This window comes from Candidatus Pseudomonas phytovorans (assembly GCA_029202525.1).
GTDB lineage: Bacteria > Pseudomonadota > Gammaproteobacteria > Pseudomonadales > Pseudomonadaceae > Aquipseudomonas > Aquipseudomonas phytovorans.
In genome coordinates, this window is sequence record CP119325.1 from 6006560 (window position 1) to 6021258 (window position 14699).

The following is a 14699-nucleotide window of genomic DNA, read 5'->3' on the forward strand; positions in this document are numbered from 1 at the left end:
ACACTGACCGTCGCCAAACGGTTAGGGTGGCAGCTGTACGCAGGTTGGCGAACCGAGGAAAAGGAACTCGGCAGACCCGAAGGTCTCCCACGCACAGCCGCCATTACACGAAACTGCAAACGCAAAAAAAGCGCCTGCAATCGTGGTCGGGGGCGCCGATGCGCCTTTTCGTTCGGGTCGCCAAACCCGGTCGCGGAAGTGGCCGCGACTGGAGTACGGTATCGCTGCGGGGGCTCCAATGCAAGGTTCGGGTCTATGCGAATGGCCGCTGGATATCGTAGGAAAAGTCAGCCGACACGATCTGGTATCAGCATCGCCAAGTATCTAATCGGCCAGAGCGCCCGTCTCTTGGACTTCGACGTAGCTGGACTCCCCACCACCCTCAGCCCCCGACAACCAACCCCATACGAAATGCAGCGTGGTACGCCCTGCATCATCGACCCCTACCCTGCCACGTGACCAACCGGCAAGCATTTCGCCGTCGTTAGTGATGCAGTGGTAAAGCAGCTCGATGGTATCGGGCCCCGTGACTCGGCCCACCTGGTGACCGGTGCGAATCCGGCCGCCTTGGTAAGTGCTGGTGATAGCAACACCTTCGACCTGGTAATAGAAAACCGTGCCAGTGCCCGACAGGCCCTGGGAATTGTTGGCGACTGCGAAACGACGATTGTGCAGCCGGTCTTTGACTTGGGCGAATGTGCTTTCCATAGCGGTGTTTCCTCGATGTTAGATGGATATGGAGTTCAGCTGCCTGCAGGTAAATCAGCGGACCAAGCCACGAACCACAACAAACACTACTACCAGGCCCATTAGCCCAGAAGCAACCAGCCACCCAGTCGAGGCCATTGCCTGGAAGAAGCCTGGGAAGAATGGAACCCTTCCGAGCTTGACCAGCGCCAGGCAAAGCCATGGCATCAGGATGATGTAGAGCAGCGGGATATAAACGATTGCCTGAAGGACTATCGCCACTCCGTCGGCCCAGTCATTCCAGTGGTGACTGGACATGGTGATTTCCTTTTCATAAATGGGGCGGGTAAATTCGTCCGCCTCTGGGTACCCCATCCCAGAGGTAATGCACAAGGCTTGAGGTCGATACGATCGGTGTCGGAGCACCTGCCTTGCGCAACTTTGAAAGCCATCGCCATCCCTGTGGGAGCGGGCGAGCCCGCGAACACGGGCGAAGCCCGTGCCATCCACCGCGATGCCTGCTTAACGGCTTGCCGTTGACCCGCTACGCAGAAGCCCGACGGCGGCCATCACCGCGTCAGTCCAGCGCAAGTGTGCCCGAAGGCAGGCGATGATTCGCCTCAAGGGTTTTAAAGTACTCGGTGCCTTTCTCGAGGATGGTTCGCCACTGCGGGAGCTGGCTCTGGTCAAAGTGCAGCTTCAATATGAAACCGTTAGGCCAGGTCATCTGCATGATGCATTTTTTGTTTTTCGCGTTCACGACCGGGTCGTAGCCGAATGCAATCGGGTCACCCAGGCACCCAAAGTACACCGGCAGGCCATCGGGGTAGCGGATGCCCAGATCCGTCGAGCGAAAAAAGCTCGGTTTGCCGGGTACTGCATACTCCTGCAGGGAGGGGATGGCGGATACCGGCTGCGGGGCGCTTCTGCGGCTGACCATGTCTTGCTCGAGCTCTTCGACACGGACCGGGCGAACGTTCGGATCGTTCTGGTAGAACTCGAAGAGGACGATATCACGCCCTTTCTGATCATCACTCAGAAGGCCCTGCTTCCTTTGCTCAGACGTTGCCGGGGTGAAGTCCGGGAACCACACAGCAAACACCCTTCCCCCCGGCGCCGGCGCGGGCCCCGACACGAACTCGGGCACGAAATCATCAGGGATGGCCAGCTTGAGCCCGGCCAGTTCGTACACCCAGCTGGTCGTGCCGGGCCGAGCCCCCTTGATCTGGTAGGTACAGTTATTTTCTTTTTCGCAGATGATGCTGAAGGGGTTTTGCTTGTCCGGCTGCCCCTGGGCAGACGAGACGCCTGGATAGAGCAACACCAGCCCGCACAGGCTGGCCAGCACAGCGCTGCTGGCTTTGAGGTACAGCGGTTTGTCAGTATTCACAGTGATGGTCATTCCATTCGTTCAAGTCGAATCTTCCCTGGCTTTTCAAGGTGAAGCCGAGCGCAGCGTTTCAGCGCAGCAACGCTTGTGCCGTTTGCTGCCACTGGTATCCACTGCGAGGCAGCGCCCGATCATTCCAGCTCTTTGGATGGAGCTCAATGGCAGTGCGCCGAGCCGTCGTTGCGGGCAGACAACGCAGCCCTTTCCCTAGACGGACAATTGCCTCGCTAGTTCCAGCAACGCCTGAAAAATCGGGGAGGGGCCGTGTGCTAGGCTCGCGGTGCATCTGACAGCCGGCACCGCGAGGGATCAATGCTGGAAATCGAAGTATCGACCGACGCCGACCAGCGCCTTTTCGAGCAATTGGCGTGCACCCTGGAAACCGGGCTGGGCGGGCGCTGGACGCAGCGCCTGGACGGGCTGGATGAGCGCTACTGGGACCTGCAGGTCGAAACACAGATCATCACCTTGCACCTGCAGCATTACCTGGGGATCTGCGTGCTGATCCCTTCGGGTTGTGAGCACCTGGCTGCGCGGGTCCGCCAGTTGCTCGGCGGCCAGGAGAGCCGGCAGCGCTGATGGCCTCATCGCTGGCAACCCGCTCACAGGGTGTTGGGTACATGTCGGCAGCATGGTCCCGCCTGAGCACTGTAAGCGTCTGCTGAACACACCTTCAGAATTCCCGGATTAAGGGCGATGTTGTCCACCATTTCGGGGTCAGATCAAAATACGTGGACACCATCGTCCTTAATTCGAGGAACGCAATCCAGTCATGCGATCCCTTGATCTTCAACTAGAGTATTAAACGCGACAAGCCCACTCTATTTGAACATCAGGGAGATCGACCATGAGGAAGCTATGGGTAGCCGGCGCCTTCGCGCTCACCACACTACTGACCTTGCCAGCAGTGCATGCTGAAGGGGACATCGCTGACGGTGTACGGCATGACGTACGCGAAGTGGATAAAGGCGTAGACCACGATGCCAAAGAAGTCGATAAAGGCATCAAGCATGACGACAAGGAGATCGACAAAGGCGCCAAACACCTGGACAAGGAGCGCCACAAGGAAGACAAGCACCTCGACAAAGAGGCCAAGAAGCACCTTTGAAGAATCAGCCGTCCGCCCGACAGGTCTTCGACAAGAGGGAACTTGCATGAAAAAAATCATCATGCTCGCCTGCTGCTCTATGCTGCTGCCGGGCTTCGCGCTCGCCAAGGATGACCATCACGAATGCGAGGCGGCGCTGGACAAGCTGAAGTCGGCCCAGGCAGCGGACTTCACCGGCACCGGGCACCACGAACACCAGCAGGCCAAGCAGGCACACGCCGACGGCGACTTCAAGAAGTGCGCCGATCAGGCGAAAAAAGCACTCTCTCACCAGAAAAATAGCTGAAACCAGGCAGGCTGCACCCTGCAGGAAAACGCTTGGTGTTTACACCAGGCGTTTTAGTTGATTACCCGGACTCAGCAGCCGGAGATCGTGATGAGAAAACGTGGCCATGTAAAAATTATCTCTAATCGGCAAACGCACCATCTCTAAATTTTCTGAAAAACACCCTGTAATCAAAGAGATTGGATGGGTGGCGCAGCCGCAAATGAAACAGCAACAAAAATGCCCGCACGCTGCGGGCATTTTTAGGGAGGGCAGTATGCAACCAAAGCTACATCAATCTTGCTGAACTGGTGCCGGAGACAGGAATCGAACCTGCGACCTTCGCGTTACGAGTGCGCTGCTCTACCGACTGAGCTACACCGGCGTGTAGCGCAACGTACCACTGCTCACACCCGCAACGCAAACCCCTGTTTCCGCTGGTTTATTGCCCTACCCTCAAGCCCCCTTGCACCCTTTCGGCGCCAGGTCTTCCTCGATGTCGGTCGTACACGCCCACCCGGTAGCCGAGCGCGTCAGCGTCAATGCCTTGCCCAGCGCATTGGCCGGCGCATCCACCAGCGTGCACACAATGCTGCCGCTGCCATCCGCCGCCTTGCCGCTAGCGGTAATCGCGCAGTTCGCTGTCGCCGGCTGGCCACCCAGTTCGGCCACGCCCGCCACATCTTTCCCGTCATTCAACCGCATATCCATCGCCGTCTTCAGCGCGCTGATTTCCAGCAACCCGGCCGCAGCCTTGGCCCTTGACTGGTGGTTGGTGTACATCGGTAAGGCGATGGTCGTCAGAATGCCGATGATCGCGATGACGATCATCAGTTCGATCAGGGTGATACCGCGTTGCCCTTTCATGAACGTAGTTCCTTTTGAATTCACTTACGCGTTGAGGTCGGTTCCGCCCCACGCGACAGCGGCGCAGTAGGCCTGAACAGACACCTTTTGTCACCCCTGCCCGCTTGGGCGTCATCTTCGCTGAACTACTCTAGTGAGCATCATGGACGCGCGCCCTGGCATGGACGCGGCAAGCTGTTTCCAGGCTTGTCGCAGGGCAATAAAAGGACCTTTGCATGAACACACCTCCCCTGCTCTACAGCTGGCACGGCACCGACGCCAATGGCGCGCCGGTCAGCGGCCAGGCTTCCGGGCGCAGCCCGGCGTATGTGCGCGCCGGGCTGATTCGCCAGGGCATCAACGTGGCCAGTTTACGGCCGGCCAGCGGGCCGACGTTCAGCTTGCCGAAGCGGCGGGCGAAGGCGGACCCGGCGGGGTTCAGCCGGCAGTTGGCGACGCTGCTCAAGGCCGGGGTGCCGCTGTTGCAGGCGTTCGAGGTGATGGGGCGCAGTGGTTGCGATGCGGCGCAGGCGGCGATGCTGGATAGATTGAAACAGGATGTGGCCTCGGGCCTTGGGCTGGCGGATGCGTTGCAGCGCCATCCGGGGTGGTTCGATGGGCTGTACTGCAACCTGGTGCGGGTGGGTGAGCAGTCTGGCACGCTCGACCGGCAGCTGGAGCATCTGGCGGGCATGCTGGAACAACGCCGGGTGCTGCACAAGAAGGTGCGCAAGGCGATGGTCTACCCGCTGCTGCTCTTGCTGACCGGGCTGGGGGTGTCGGCGATCTTGTTGCTGGAGGTGATCCCGAAATTCGAAAGCATGTTCTCGGGCTTGGGCGCGCAATTACCGGCATTTACCCAATGGGTGATCGACTTGTCCACAGGGCTGAGCCGGTTTGCCCCGCTGTTGCTGGTGATGGGCGTGGTGCTGGGTTTTGCCGTGCGCCAGCTTTACCGGCAGCACGCGCCAGCGCGCCTGTGGATATCTTGGCGGGTGCTGGGCCTGCCGGTGTTCGGCAGGTTGTTGGGGCAGGCAGCGATGGCGCGGTTTGCGCGCAGCCTGGCAACGTCGTACGGCGCTGGAGTGCCGTTGCTGGATGCGCTGGGTACGGTGGCCAAGGTGACCGGGGGCGATCTGCATGAGCAGGCGGTGTTGCGGCTGCGCCAGGGCATGGCCAATGGGCAAGGGTTGAACCAGGCGATGGCGGGCGAGCCGCTGTTTCCGCCGTTGCTGGTGCAACTGACGGCCATCGGTGAGTCCAGCGGCACGCTGGACCAGATGCTGGAGAAAGCCGCCAGCCATTACGAGGAACAGGTCAGCCAGGCGCTGGACCAGTTGACCAGCCTGCTGGAGCCGGCCATCGTGCTGATCCTGGGCCTGCTGGTGGGCGGCCTGGTGGTGGCGATGTACTTGCCGATCTTCCAGTTGGGTAGCTTGATCTGAACATGACTCTATGGACTTTGCTGGCTGAGCAGCCGGCGTACTTCCTCACCCTGGCCTGCGTGCTCGGCCTGCTGGTGGGCAGTTTTCTCAACGTGCTGGTGTATCGCCTGCCGATCATGCTGGATCGGCAATGGCAGCGTGAAGCCCAAGAGGTGCTGGGGCTGCCGGTCGCGCAACACGAACGGTTCGACCTGTGCCTGCCGGCATCGCGCTGCCCGCATTGCGCGCATCAGATTCGCGCGTGGGAGAATATTCCAGTCATCAGTTACCTGGCGTTGCGCGGGCGTTGTTCATCCTGCAAAGCCCGTATCAGTCCGCGCTATCCGCTGGTTGAAGTAGCCAGCGCGCTGCTGTCACTGGTGGTGGCCTGGCGCTTTGGCGCTTCGGCCGAGGCGTTGCTGGCATTGCCGCTGACCTGGTGCCTGCTGGCCCTGAGCCTGATTGATGCCGAGCACCAATTGTTGCCGGATGTGCTGGTGCTGCCGATGCTTTGGCTAGGCCTGATCGTCAATGCCTTTGGTGTCTATGCGCCGCTAAGCGATGCGCTGTGGGGCGCAGTGGCCGGGTACCTCAGCCTGTGGTCGGTGTACTGGGTGTTCAAGCTGGTGACCGGCAAGGAAGGCATGGGCTACGGCGATTTCAAGCTGATGGCGCTGATCGGGGCCTGGGGTGGCTGGCAGGTGCTGCCGTTGACGCTGCTGCTGTCATCTGTGGTGGGGGCGCTGGTTGGCCTGTTTTTGCTGCGCTTGCGCCGGGCTGCCATGGGCACGGCCATGCCGTTTGGCCCTTATCTGGCAATTGCGGGGTGGATTGCTGTGCTCTGGGGTGATGAAATATACGCCTCCTACATGCAACTGCTTGGATACTGATGGCCACTGCAGCCTTTACCCCCTGGATTCTCGGCCTGACCGGCGGCATTGGAAGCGGCAAGAGCGCCGCTGCCGAGCGTTTCGTCGAGCTTGGCGTGCACTTGGTCGATGCCGACCAGGCAGCGCGCTGGGTTGTCGAACCTGGGCGCCCGGCCCTGGCCAGCATTGTCGAGCGCTTCGGCCCGGGTGTGCTGCAGGCTGACGGCCAGCTTGATCGCGCGGCCCTGCGCCAGCTGATCTTTGCGGACCCAACACAGCGAAAATGGCTGGAGCAACTGCTGCACCCGCTGATCGGGCAAGAGATTTTCAGCTACCTGGCCAAGGCGCAGTCGCCGTATGCGGTGTATGTGTCGCCGCTGCTGATCGAGTCGGGGCAATACCATAAGACCCAACGGGTGCTGGTAATCGATGCGCCGCAAGAGCTGCAAGTGGCGCGTACCCTGGCGCGAGACAACACCAGTGCCGAGCAGGTGCAGGCTATTCTGCAGGCCCAACTGGCCCGTGAAGATCGCCTGCGCCATGCCGATGACGTGGTGGTCAATGACGGCGACCTGGCCGCACTGCATGAGCAGATTGACCGCCTGCACCACTTTTACCTGACTTTGAAAGGAGGCCAGCCATGAGCCAGCCATTAACCGTCGACTGTCCGACCTGTGGCGCACCTGTGGAATGGAACGAGAAAAGCGCGTTCCGGCCATTTTGTTCGGACCGCTGCAAGCTGATCGACCTGGGGGCCTGGGCGGCCGAGGATCACAAGATTCCTGGGGCGCAAGAGTCTGAGGATGAGCTGTATTCGGGGGACCTAGAACCGCGGCATTGAGCTGATGGTTGAGGTGGCTGTACCGGCCCTTTCGCGGGTTCACCCGCGAAGAGGCTGGCACAGCCACCAAAGAATCAGCGCTCATCCCCCTTCCACGGCGCCTGCAAATACCGCGTGCGGTTGAAGGTTTCCAGCCACTCAGGGTAAAACACCACCAGCGCACTGATCACCATGCCGTTGATGAACGCTTCGGGGAACATCATCAGCCACAGGTAACCCACAAAGTCGCTGAGCCACTCCGGCAGGGCGAAACGCCCGTCCAGCCACAACAAGCCCAACGCCGCGGGCACGCAAATCAGCACTGTCAGCGCGGCAGGAAAAAAACCCGAACAGAAGATATAAACGAACAGGTTTCGCGGCTGGGCGCGCTCGACCGCTATCGCGCACACCTCGGTAATCAGCACCGGCAAACCCACCAGCAACAAGCCATTCACCCCGAGCGCCGCCAGGTCCTGGCGCCCCAGCGCCAGCAAGCCGATCTGGGCCATGAACCCACCCAACACCGCCAGCGGCCAGTCCAGCAAGAGGGTGACCGCCGTCATGCCGATAAAGTGGTACGACACCCCGGTATCAAAATCGCGCCTTACCAGCCACAGCGCAAACAGGCAGAACACTGTGCCAAACAGCAAATGCTGGCGGCGCCGGTCGGTGAACAGTTCTAGCCAGCGAACCCGGCTGACCGCCCAGATCAGCAACGGCACAAAACCCAGCCAGCCCAAGGTAAGTGTGGTGCCGGACAATACCTGCGCGCTGATCACCTGAACAATATCCCTTGCTGCCCTGTGGATAAATCGAGTCTACACCCATTCTCCATTTCTTTCGGCTGCGGTAGGCTGGCGCCCTCATTCGATGCAGGAAGCATTGGTCATGCCGGAAGGAATCAACCCCACCCTGCTGCTGGCAGCAGCCCTCAACGCCATCATCGGCGTATTGCACCTGGCTATTATCGCCGTCGGGGCGCGCTGGTACCGGTTGTTCGGGGCCGGCGAAGGCATGGCCGTGGCTGCTGAAAAAGGCCGCTGGTACCCGGGCTTGATCACCGCCGCCATTGCCTGCGTGTTGCTGAGCTGGTCGGCCTACGCGCTGTCGGCGGCGGGGGCAATCGGGCGGTTGCCACTGCTGCTGCCGGCCATGTGCCTGATCACCTTGGTGTACCTGGCGCGCGGCCTGTTAGGGCCCAGATTGCTCGCGGGCACCGGGCGTTCGCAGCGTTTTATCGTGGTCAGTTCGCTGATCTGCCTGGGCTTCGGCCTGGTGCACCTGGTCGGGCTGGTGCAGCAGTGGCCAGTACTGGGCTGATTCCCGCGCTTAAACAGCATCTTACCGTCATCGATTAGCGGCTAAGCTTGTCTGCATGGATGACTCAGACTACCTGCGCCTGCTTACCATCCAGGCCGAACAAGCCAATGCCTTTCTCTCCAACGCCCGCAAGTGGGAACGGGAGCGGTGGGTGTGCCAGCGACTGTTGCAGGGGTTGAACATCCCCTACCGCAGCGAAGACTTCACCCCGGCCGGGCAAGAACCGCCAGATGTTCTGTTCCGCGACGCGGCCTTCGAGGTGTTTTTTGTGCTCGACGAAGGCCGCAGGCTGAACGATGAGTGGCGCGAAGAACTGCAGCGCCGGCGCAGTGCGTTTTCCCTGGCGCAACTGGTGCGCCGCGAAGCGCGCCCACGGCGCATCAGTGCCACCGAGCTGCTGGGGCGCCTGGCGCCGACCTTGCGCAAGAAGGCGCACAACTACCGGGAACGCGGGCTTGAGCTCAACGAGCTGGACATCATCGCCTTCGCCAGCCTCAAGCGCGAAGTGCTCGACCTCAACACCCACTTCCCGCCGCCCACTGAATACCTGCGCCAGGGCTGGCGCTCGTTGTCGCTGGTGGGGCCGACATTTGCCCGGGTGCTGTTCGCCCACCCCGACGCGCCAGACTTTTTACGCGGCAACCTGGGCCGCAGCATCGTCTTCGATGTGGGCATCAGTCTTTGATCCACTGCACCGAATGTTTGCGATGGCGTACACTCGGCGCCAGAGATAGAAAGCATTATCATTTGTTTCAAGCGCTTGCCCGAACGCTGTGGCGTTTGCGCAGTCTCTAACGTCTACCTGACGAGGCCCACCATGACCAGCCGCCTGAATCCGGAAGATCAGCGTCGTGTCGATGAGTATTTGCGAGCCCCCCAGCACCAAGTAGAGCGCAGGCCCTTCCGGCCGTGGCTGCTCCTTGTACTGGTGTTGGCCGTGACCATCGGGTTGGGTCTCATCAGCCGCCTGCTGAGTGGACTGGTGCTATGAGCTGCTTCGCGCTCGCCCTCTCCTCGTGCAGTTTGCGGCCGGCCCCCAGGGCCAGGAATTCCGTAAACCTTATGAGATATCCCCATGACTCATCGCATCGTGATTGTCGGCGGCGGCGCCGGCGGCCTGGAACTGGCGACCCGCCTGGGTAAAGGCCTGGGCAAGCGCAAGCAAGCCGAGATCACCCTGGTCGACGCCAACCTCACGCACATCTGGAAGCCACTGCTGCACGAAGTGGCCGCCGGCTCGCTGAACTCCTCGGAAGACGAACTGAACTACGTGGCCCAGGCCAAGTGGAACCACTTCAACTTCCAACTGGGGCGCATGAGCGGCCTGGACCGTGAGGGCAAGCGGATTCAACTGGCCGCCACCCTTGATGACGAGGGCCGCGAGCTGCTGCCTGCGCGTACGTTGGGCTACGACACCCTGGTCATTGCCGTGGGTTCCAATACCAACGACTTCGGCACCCTGGGCGCGGCGCAGCATTGCCTGTTCCTGGATACCCGCAAGCAGGCCGAGCGGTTCCACCAGCAGCTGCTCAACCACTACCTGCGCGCCCACGCCGGCGACGTGGCCAGCGAGCAGATCAGCGTAGCCATTGTCGGTGCCGGTGCCACCGGTGTGGAACTGGCGGCCGAACTGCACCACGCCGCACACGAACTGGCGGCCTATGGCCTGGACCGCATCCAGCCCAAGGACATGCACATCACCATCATCGAGGCAGGCCCGCGCGTGCTGCCGGCGCTGCCGGAGCGCATCAGCGTACCGGTGCACAAGACCTTGGAAAAACTTGGCGTGAAGGTGCTGACCAACGCCGCCGTCAGTGAAGTGACCGAAGATGGCCTGAAAACCAAGGACGGCGAAGTGATCCAGGCCAGCCTGAAGGTGTGGGCAGCCGGTATCCGTGCGCCGGGCTTCCTGAAGGACATCGATGGCCTGGAAACCAACCGCATCAACCAGCTGGTCGTGCGCCCTACCCTGCAAACTACCCGCGATGACAACATCTTCGCCTTCGGCGACTGCGCCGCGTGCCCTCAACCCGGCAGCGACCGCAACGTGCCGCCACGCGCCCAGGCGGCGCACCAGCAGGCTTCGATGCTGGCACAGAGCCTGAAGGCGCGGCTGGAGAACAAGCCGTTGCCGACTTATGAATACAAGGACTACGGCTCGCTGGTGTCACTGTCGCGCTTCTCGGCGGTGGGCAACCTGATGGGTAACCTGATGGGCAGCGTGAAGCTGGAAGGCTGGCTCGCGCGGATGTTTTATGTGTCGCTGTACCGTATGCACCAGATGGCGCTTTACGGCTTCTTCCGCACGGCGTTGATGATGCTGGGTAGCAAGATTGGCCGGGGTACTGAGCCACGCCTGAAGTTGCACTGACAGGCAAGAAGGCTTCACCTGTGGGAGCGGGCGTGCCCGCGAACACGGGCGAAGCCCGTGCCAGGCACTGCGTGGCCTTCTTCGCGGGCTTGCCCGCTCCCACAGGGTATTGTGGGTAGCCTAATGCGAGAAACCTGGGCCATCTTTCCCAAGGCAAAAGAAAAAGGGCATCTCATGCGAGATGCCCTTTGTTCATGGTGGGTCGTGTAGGATTCGAACCTACGACCAATTGGTTAAAAGCCAACTGCTCTACCAACTGAGCTAACGACCCAAAAATGGTCGGGGTGAGGGGATTCGAACTCCTGACATCCTGCTCCCAAAGCAGGCGCGCTACCGGACTGCGCTACACCCCGGGTCTTTCAAAAAAAAGGGCATCTCAACTGGAGATGCCCTTCTCTACATGGTGGGTCGTGTAGGATTCGAACCTACGACCAATTGGTTAAAAGCCAACTGCTCTACCAACTGAGCTAACGACCCGGAAAATGGTCGGGGTGAGGGGATTCGAACTCCTGACATCCTGCTCCCAAAGCAGGCGCGCTACCGGACTGCGCTACACCCCGAGATGGCTCCGCGACCTGGACTCGAACCAGGGACCCAATGATTAACAGTCATTTGCTCTACCGACTGAGCTATCGCGGAACTGAACTTCGGTACTACTTTCCGATTTACTACTCCGAAGACTGTGTTCGCTTCGGACTCTTTAGCTTCGCTGCTTTCGCTTTGTCGCTGCTGAGGCCGGCTATTCTACATTCTTCGTTTTGCTTGTCAACCTCTTTTTTTCATTCAACTTACTGATTTGTAAGTTGTTTTGCGGTCACCGTTGTTGCTGGTGATTCGCTTAGTGGCTGACAACGCGGCGTATATTAGGGTCACTCGAATTTTCATGCAAGCAAAAATTTCAAAATTTTCAGCAGGTTATCCACCAAGGGCGGGAAGCCCCGGATTTGCTGGGCTGTGCCGGCAACCGCGCAAAAAAAAGCCCCGCAAATGCGGGGCTCATGGTGAAGCCAATCAGGCAAAGACGATCTCGTCGCCGTCCACCTTGGCATCGATCGCCGTACCCGGCACAAACTGCCCTGCCAGGATCAGCTGCGCCAGCGGGTTTTCGATCCAGCGCTGAATCGCCCGTTTCAGCGGCCGTGCGCCGTACACCGGGTCGTAACCCACGGCAATCAGCTTGTCCAACGCCTCCGGGCTCAGGCTCAGCGACAGTTCGCGCTCCTGCAGACGGCTGCGCAGGCGGCCCAGCTGGATTTCGGCAATACCGGCAATCTGCTCACGGCCCAGTGGCTCGAACACCACCACTTCGTCGATGCGGTTGATGAACTCCGGACGGAAGTGCGCACCCACTGCATCCATTACCGCCGCACGCTGCGCCTCGCGGTCGCCTACCAGTTCCTGGATCTGCGCCGAGCCCAGGTTGGAGGTCATCACGATCACGGTGTTGCGGAAGTCCACGGTGCGCCCGTGGCTGTCAGTCAGGCGGCCGTCTTCCAGCACCTGCAGCAGCACGTTGAACACATCCGGGTGGGCTTTTTCCACCTCGTCCAGCAGCACCACCGAGTATGGCTTGCGCCGTACGGCCTCGGTCAGGTAACCGCCTTCTTCATACCCTACATACCCTGGTGGTGCACCGATCAGGCGAGCCACGGAGTGTTTCTCCATGAACTCGGACATGTCGATGCGCACCATCGCCTCTTCGGTATCGAACAGGAACTCGGCCAGCGCCTTGCACAGCTCGGTCTTGCCCACACCGGTAGGGCCAAGGAACAGGAACGAACCACTTGGCCGGCTCGGGTCGGAAAGCCCGGCACGCGAGCGGCGCACCGCGTTGGCCACTGCGGTTACCGCTTCGTTCTGGCCTATTACGCGCTGGTGCAGCAACGCTTCCATTTTCAGCAGCTTCTCGCGCTCGCCTTCAAGCATCTTGGACACCGGTATACCGGTCCACTTCGACACCACCTCGGCAATTTCTTCCTCGGTCACCTTGTTGCGCAGCAACTGGTTCTCGGTCTTGCCGTGCTGGTCAACCATCTGCAGGCTGCGCTCCAGGTCGGGGATCACCCCGTACTGCAGCTCGGCCATGCGGCTCAGGTCGCCCTTGCGACGGGCGCTTTCCAGCTCCTGGCGGGCTTGCTCGATCTTTTGCTGGATCTGCGCCGAACCCTGCACTTCAGCTTTCTCTGCGGCCCAGATTTCTTCCAGGTCGGAATATTCACGCTCCAGCCGCTCGATTTCCTCGGTCAGCTTCTCCAGGCGTTTTTTTGCCGCGTCGTCTTCTTCTTTCTTCAGCGCCTGCGATTCCACCTTCAGCTGGATCAGGCGGCGATCAAGGCGGTCGAGCACTTCCGGCTTGGAGTCGATCTCCATGCGGATGCGGCTGGCCGCTTCGTCGATCAGATCAATCGCCTTGTCCGGCAGCTGACGGTCGGTGATGTAGCGGTGGCTGAGCTTGGCCGCTGCGATAATGGCACCGTCGGTGATGGCCACCTTGTGGTGCACTTCATAACGCTCTTTCAGGCCACGCAGGATGGCGATGGTGTCTTCCTCGCTCGGCTCTTCCACCAGCACCTTCTGGAAGCGGCGCTCCAGGGCGGCGTCCTTCTCGATGTACTGGCGGTACTCGTTCAGCGTGGTGGCGCCTACGCAGTGCAGCTCGCCACGGGCCAAGGCCGGTTTGAGCATGTTGCCGGCGTCCATGGCGCCCTCGCCTTTACCGGCGCCGACCATGGTGTGCAGCTCATCAATGAACAGGATGATCTGGCCTTCCTGCTTGGACAGCTCGTTCAGCAGCGATTTGAGGCGTTCTTCAAACTCGCCACGGTACTTGGCACCGGCAATCAGCGCCCCCATGTCCAGCGCCAGCAGGCGTTTGCCCTTGAGGCCGTCAGGCACTTCACCATTGATGATGCGCTGGGCCAGGCCTTCGGCGATGGCGGTTTTACCCACGCCAGGCTCACCGATCAGCACGGGGTTGTTCTTGGTACGGCGTTGCAGCACCTGGACGGTACGGCGGATTTCGTCGTCACGGCCGATCACCGGGTCCAGCTTGCCTTCTTCGGCACGCTTGGTCAGGTCGACGGTGTACTTGTCCAGCGCCTGGCGCGACTCTTCGGCGTTGGCGTCATTCACTGCCGCACCGCCGCGCAGGTTGTTGATGGCGTTCTCCAGGGCCTTCTTGGTCACGCCCTGGCTCAGCAACAACTTGCCGAGCTTGCTGTTCTCGTCCATGGCGGCCAGCACCACCAGTTCGCTGGAAATGAACTGGTCGCCCTTCTGCTGGGCCAGGCGGTCGGCCTGGTTAAGCAGGCGCGCCAAGTCCTGCGACATGTTCACGTCGCCGGTAGGGTTCTGGATTTTTGGCAACTGGTCGAGTTCTTTCACCAGCGCCTGGCGCAGGCTGTTAATGTCGAAGCCAACCTGCATCAGCAGCGGCTTGATCGAACCGCCCTGCTGTTCGAGCAGTGCCTGTACCAGGTGCACGGGCTCGATGGCGGGGTGGTCCATGCCAACGGCCAGGGATTGAGCATCGGATATTGCTAGTTGCAGCTTGCTGGTCAAACGGTCTATTCGCATGGTGTACCTTCCTTTAAAGGGCA

Annotated in this window: 17 protein-coding genes and 6 tRNA genes; 11 read left to right on the forward strand and 12 right to left on the reverse strand. The window is 60.7% G+C overall.

The features are described 5' to 3' along the window. Nucleotides 1-324: 324 nt before the first annotated feature. The 3 genes from P0Y58_26545 to P0Y58_26555 form a co-directional block, all read right to left on the reverse strand. Entirely contained in the window at nucleotides 325-708 is a 384-nt protein-coding gene (locus tag P0Y58_26545; protein ID WEK30409.1) for a hypothetical protein, read from the reverse strand. Nucleotides 709-762: 54 nt separating this feature from the next. Next, on the reverse strand, nucleotides 763-1005 hold the full coding sequence (locus tag P0Y58_26550; GenBank protein WEK30410.1) for a hypothetical protein: 243 nt from the start codon (nucleotides 1003-1005) through the stop codon (nucleotides 763-765). A 259-nt stretch (nucleotides 1006-1264) separates the two neighbouring features. Next, nucleotides 1265-2089 carry a hypothetical protein gene (locus P0Y58_26555; protein ID WEK30411.1) on the reverse strand — a complete coding sequence of 275 codons (825 nt, stop codon included), beginning with the start codon at nucleotides 2087-2089 and terminating at the stop codon, nucleotides 1265-1267. A gap of 300 nt (nucleotides 2090-2389) precedes the next feature. On the opposite strand from P0Y58_26555, the gene P0Y58_26560 reads away from it, so the two are divergent. The 3 genes from P0Y58_26560 to P0Y58_26570 all read left to right on the forward strand — a co-directional run bounded on the left by P0Y58_26560 (nucleotide 2390) and on the right by P0Y58_26570 (nucleotide 3471). Continuing rightward, nucleotides 2390-2656: a hypothetical protein gene (locus P0Y58_26560; GenBank protein ID WEK30412.1), complete on the forward strand. Its 267-nt coding sequence runs from the start codon at nucleotides 2390-2392 to the stop codon at nucleotides 2654-2656. A gap of 268 nt (nucleotides 2657-2924) precedes the next feature. Next, nucleotides 2925-3185, forward strand: coding sequence for a hypothetical protein (locus tag P0Y58_26565; protein ID WEK30413.1), 261 nt, complete (start codon nucleotides 2925-2927; stop codon nucleotides 3183-3185). A gap of 46 nt (nucleotides 3186-3231) precedes the next feature. Further along, nucleotides 3232-3471, forward strand: coding sequence for a hypothetical protein (locus P0Y58_26570; protein ID WEK30414.1), 240 nt, complete (start codon nucleotides 3232-3234; stop codon nucleotides 3469-3471). A gap of 288 nt (nucleotides 3472-3759) precedes the next feature. Here P0Y58_26570 and P0Y58_26575 read toward each other — a convergent pair. Next, nucleotides 3760-3835: transfer RNA gene (locus tag P0Y58_26575), tRNA-Thr, on the reverse strand. Nucleotides 3836-3906: 71 nt separating this feature from the next. After that, on the reverse strand, nucleotides 3907-4317 hold the full coding sequence (locus P0Y58_26580) for a pilin (protein WEK30415.1): 411 nt from the start codon (nucleotides 4315-4317) through the stop codon (nucleotides 3907-3909). Nucleotides 4318-4532: 215 nt separating this feature from the next. Between P0Y58_26580 and P0Y58_26585 the strand changes: the two genes are divergently transcribed. From P0Y58_26585 to yacG, 4 genes are read left to right on the forward strand one after another with little or no spacing between them, the layout of a single operon-like run. Beyond that, nucleotides 4533-5741 carry a type II secretion system F family protein gene (locus tag P0Y58_26585; protein ID WEK30416.1) on the forward strand — a complete coding sequence of 403 codons (1209 nt, stop codon included), beginning with the start codon at nucleotides 4533-4535 and terminating at the stop codon, nucleotides 5739-5741. Nucleotides 5742-5743: 2 nt separating this feature from the next. Beyond that, entirely contained in the window at nucleotides 5744-6610 is an 867-nt protein-coding gene (locus P0Y58_26590; GenBank protein ID WEK30417.1) for an A24 family peptidase, read from the forward strand. Beyond that, on the forward strand, nucleotides 6610-7233 hold the full coding sequence (gene coaE, locus P0Y58_26595) for a dephospho-CoA kinase (protein WEK30418.1): 624 nt from the start codon (nucleotides 6610-6612) through the stop codon (nucleotides 7231-7233). The genes P0Y58_26590 and coaE overlap by 1 nt, the downstream gene beginning before the upstream one ends. Next, nucleotides 7230-7430, forward strand: coding sequence for a DNA gyrase inhibitor YacG (gene yacG, locus P0Y58_26600; GenBank protein WEK30419.1), 201 nt, complete (start codon nucleotides 7230-7232; stop codon nucleotides 7428-7430). The genes coaE and yacG overlap by 4 nt, the downstream gene beginning before the upstream one ends. 74 nt (nucleotides 7431-7504) lie before the next feature. On the opposite strand, the gene P0Y58_26605 is transcribed toward yacG, so the two are convergent. Beyond that, nucleotides 7505-8188, reverse strand: a complete 684-nt coding sequence (locus tag P0Y58_26605; protein WEK30420.1) for an energy-coupling factor ABC transporter permease — start codon at nucleotides 8186-8188, stop codon at nucleotides 7505-7507. Nucleotides 8189-8297: 109 nt separating this feature from the next. Here P0Y58_26605 and P0Y58_26610 point away from each other — a divergent pair, with 109 nt between their 5' ends. The 4 genes from P0Y58_26610 to P0Y58_26625 all read left to right on the forward strand — a co-directional run bounded on the left by P0Y58_26610 (nucleotide 8298) and on the right by P0Y58_26625 (nucleotide 11100). Beyond that, the gene (locus P0Y58_26610) at nucleotides 8298-8729 is read left to right on the forward strand and encodes a hypothetical protein (protein WEK30421.1); all 432 of its coding nucleotides are present in this window, start codon (nucleotides 8298-8300) and stop codon (nucleotides 8727-8729) included. A gap of 55 nt (nucleotides 8730-8784) precedes the next feature. Continuing rightward, a complete protein-coding gene (locus P0Y58_26615; protein ID WEK30422.1) occupies nucleotides 8785-9414 on the forward strand; it encodes a DUF1780 domain-containing protein in 630 nt (209 codons plus the stop codon). Between the two features lie 132 nt (nucleotides 9415-9546). Further along, nucleotides 9547-9720, forward strand: a complete 174-nt coding sequence (locus tag P0Y58_26620) for a DUF3094 domain-containing protein (protein WEK30423.1) — start codon at nucleotides 9547-9549, stop codon at nucleotides 9718-9720. An 84-nt stretch (nucleotides 9721-9804) separates the two neighbouring features. After that, nucleotides 9805-11100: an NAD(P)/FAD-dependent oxidoreductase gene (locus P0Y58_26625; GenBank protein WEK30424.1), complete on the forward strand. Its 1296-nt coding sequence runs from the start codon at nucleotides 9805-9807 to the stop codon at nucleotides 11098-11100. A gap of 195 nt (nucleotides 11101-11295) precedes the next feature. Here the strand turns inward: P0Y58_26625 and P0Y58_26630 are convergent. The 6 genes from P0Y58_26630 to clpB form a co-directional block, all read right to left on the reverse strand. Then, a tRNA-Lys gene (locus P0Y58_26630) sits at nucleotides 11296-11371 on the reverse strand. A 5-nt stretch (nucleotides 11372-11376) separates the two neighbouring features. After that, a tRNA-Pro gene (locus tag P0Y58_26635) sits at nucleotides 11377-11453 on the reverse strand. A 48-nt stretch (nucleotides 11454-11501) separates the two neighbouring features. Next, nucleotides 11502-11577 (reverse strand) — tRNA-Lys (locus tag P0Y58_26640). Between the two features lie 6 nt (nucleotides 11578-11583). Continuing rightward, a tRNA-Pro gene (locus P0Y58_26645) sits at nucleotides 11584-11660 on the reverse strand. 3 nt (nucleotides 11661-11663) lie between these two features. After that, nucleotides 11664-11739 (reverse strand) — tRNA-Asn (locus tag P0Y58_26650). A 372-nt stretch (nucleotides 11740-12111) separates the two neighbouring features. Beyond that, nucleotides 12112-14676 carry an ATP-dependent chaperone ClpB gene (gene clpB, locus P0Y58_26655; GenBank protein WEK30425.1) on the reverse strand — a complete coding sequence of 855 codons (2565 nt, stop codon included), beginning with the start codon at nucleotides 14674-14676 and terminating at the stop codon, nucleotides 12112-12114. Nucleotides 14677-14699: the final 23 nt, after the last annotated feature.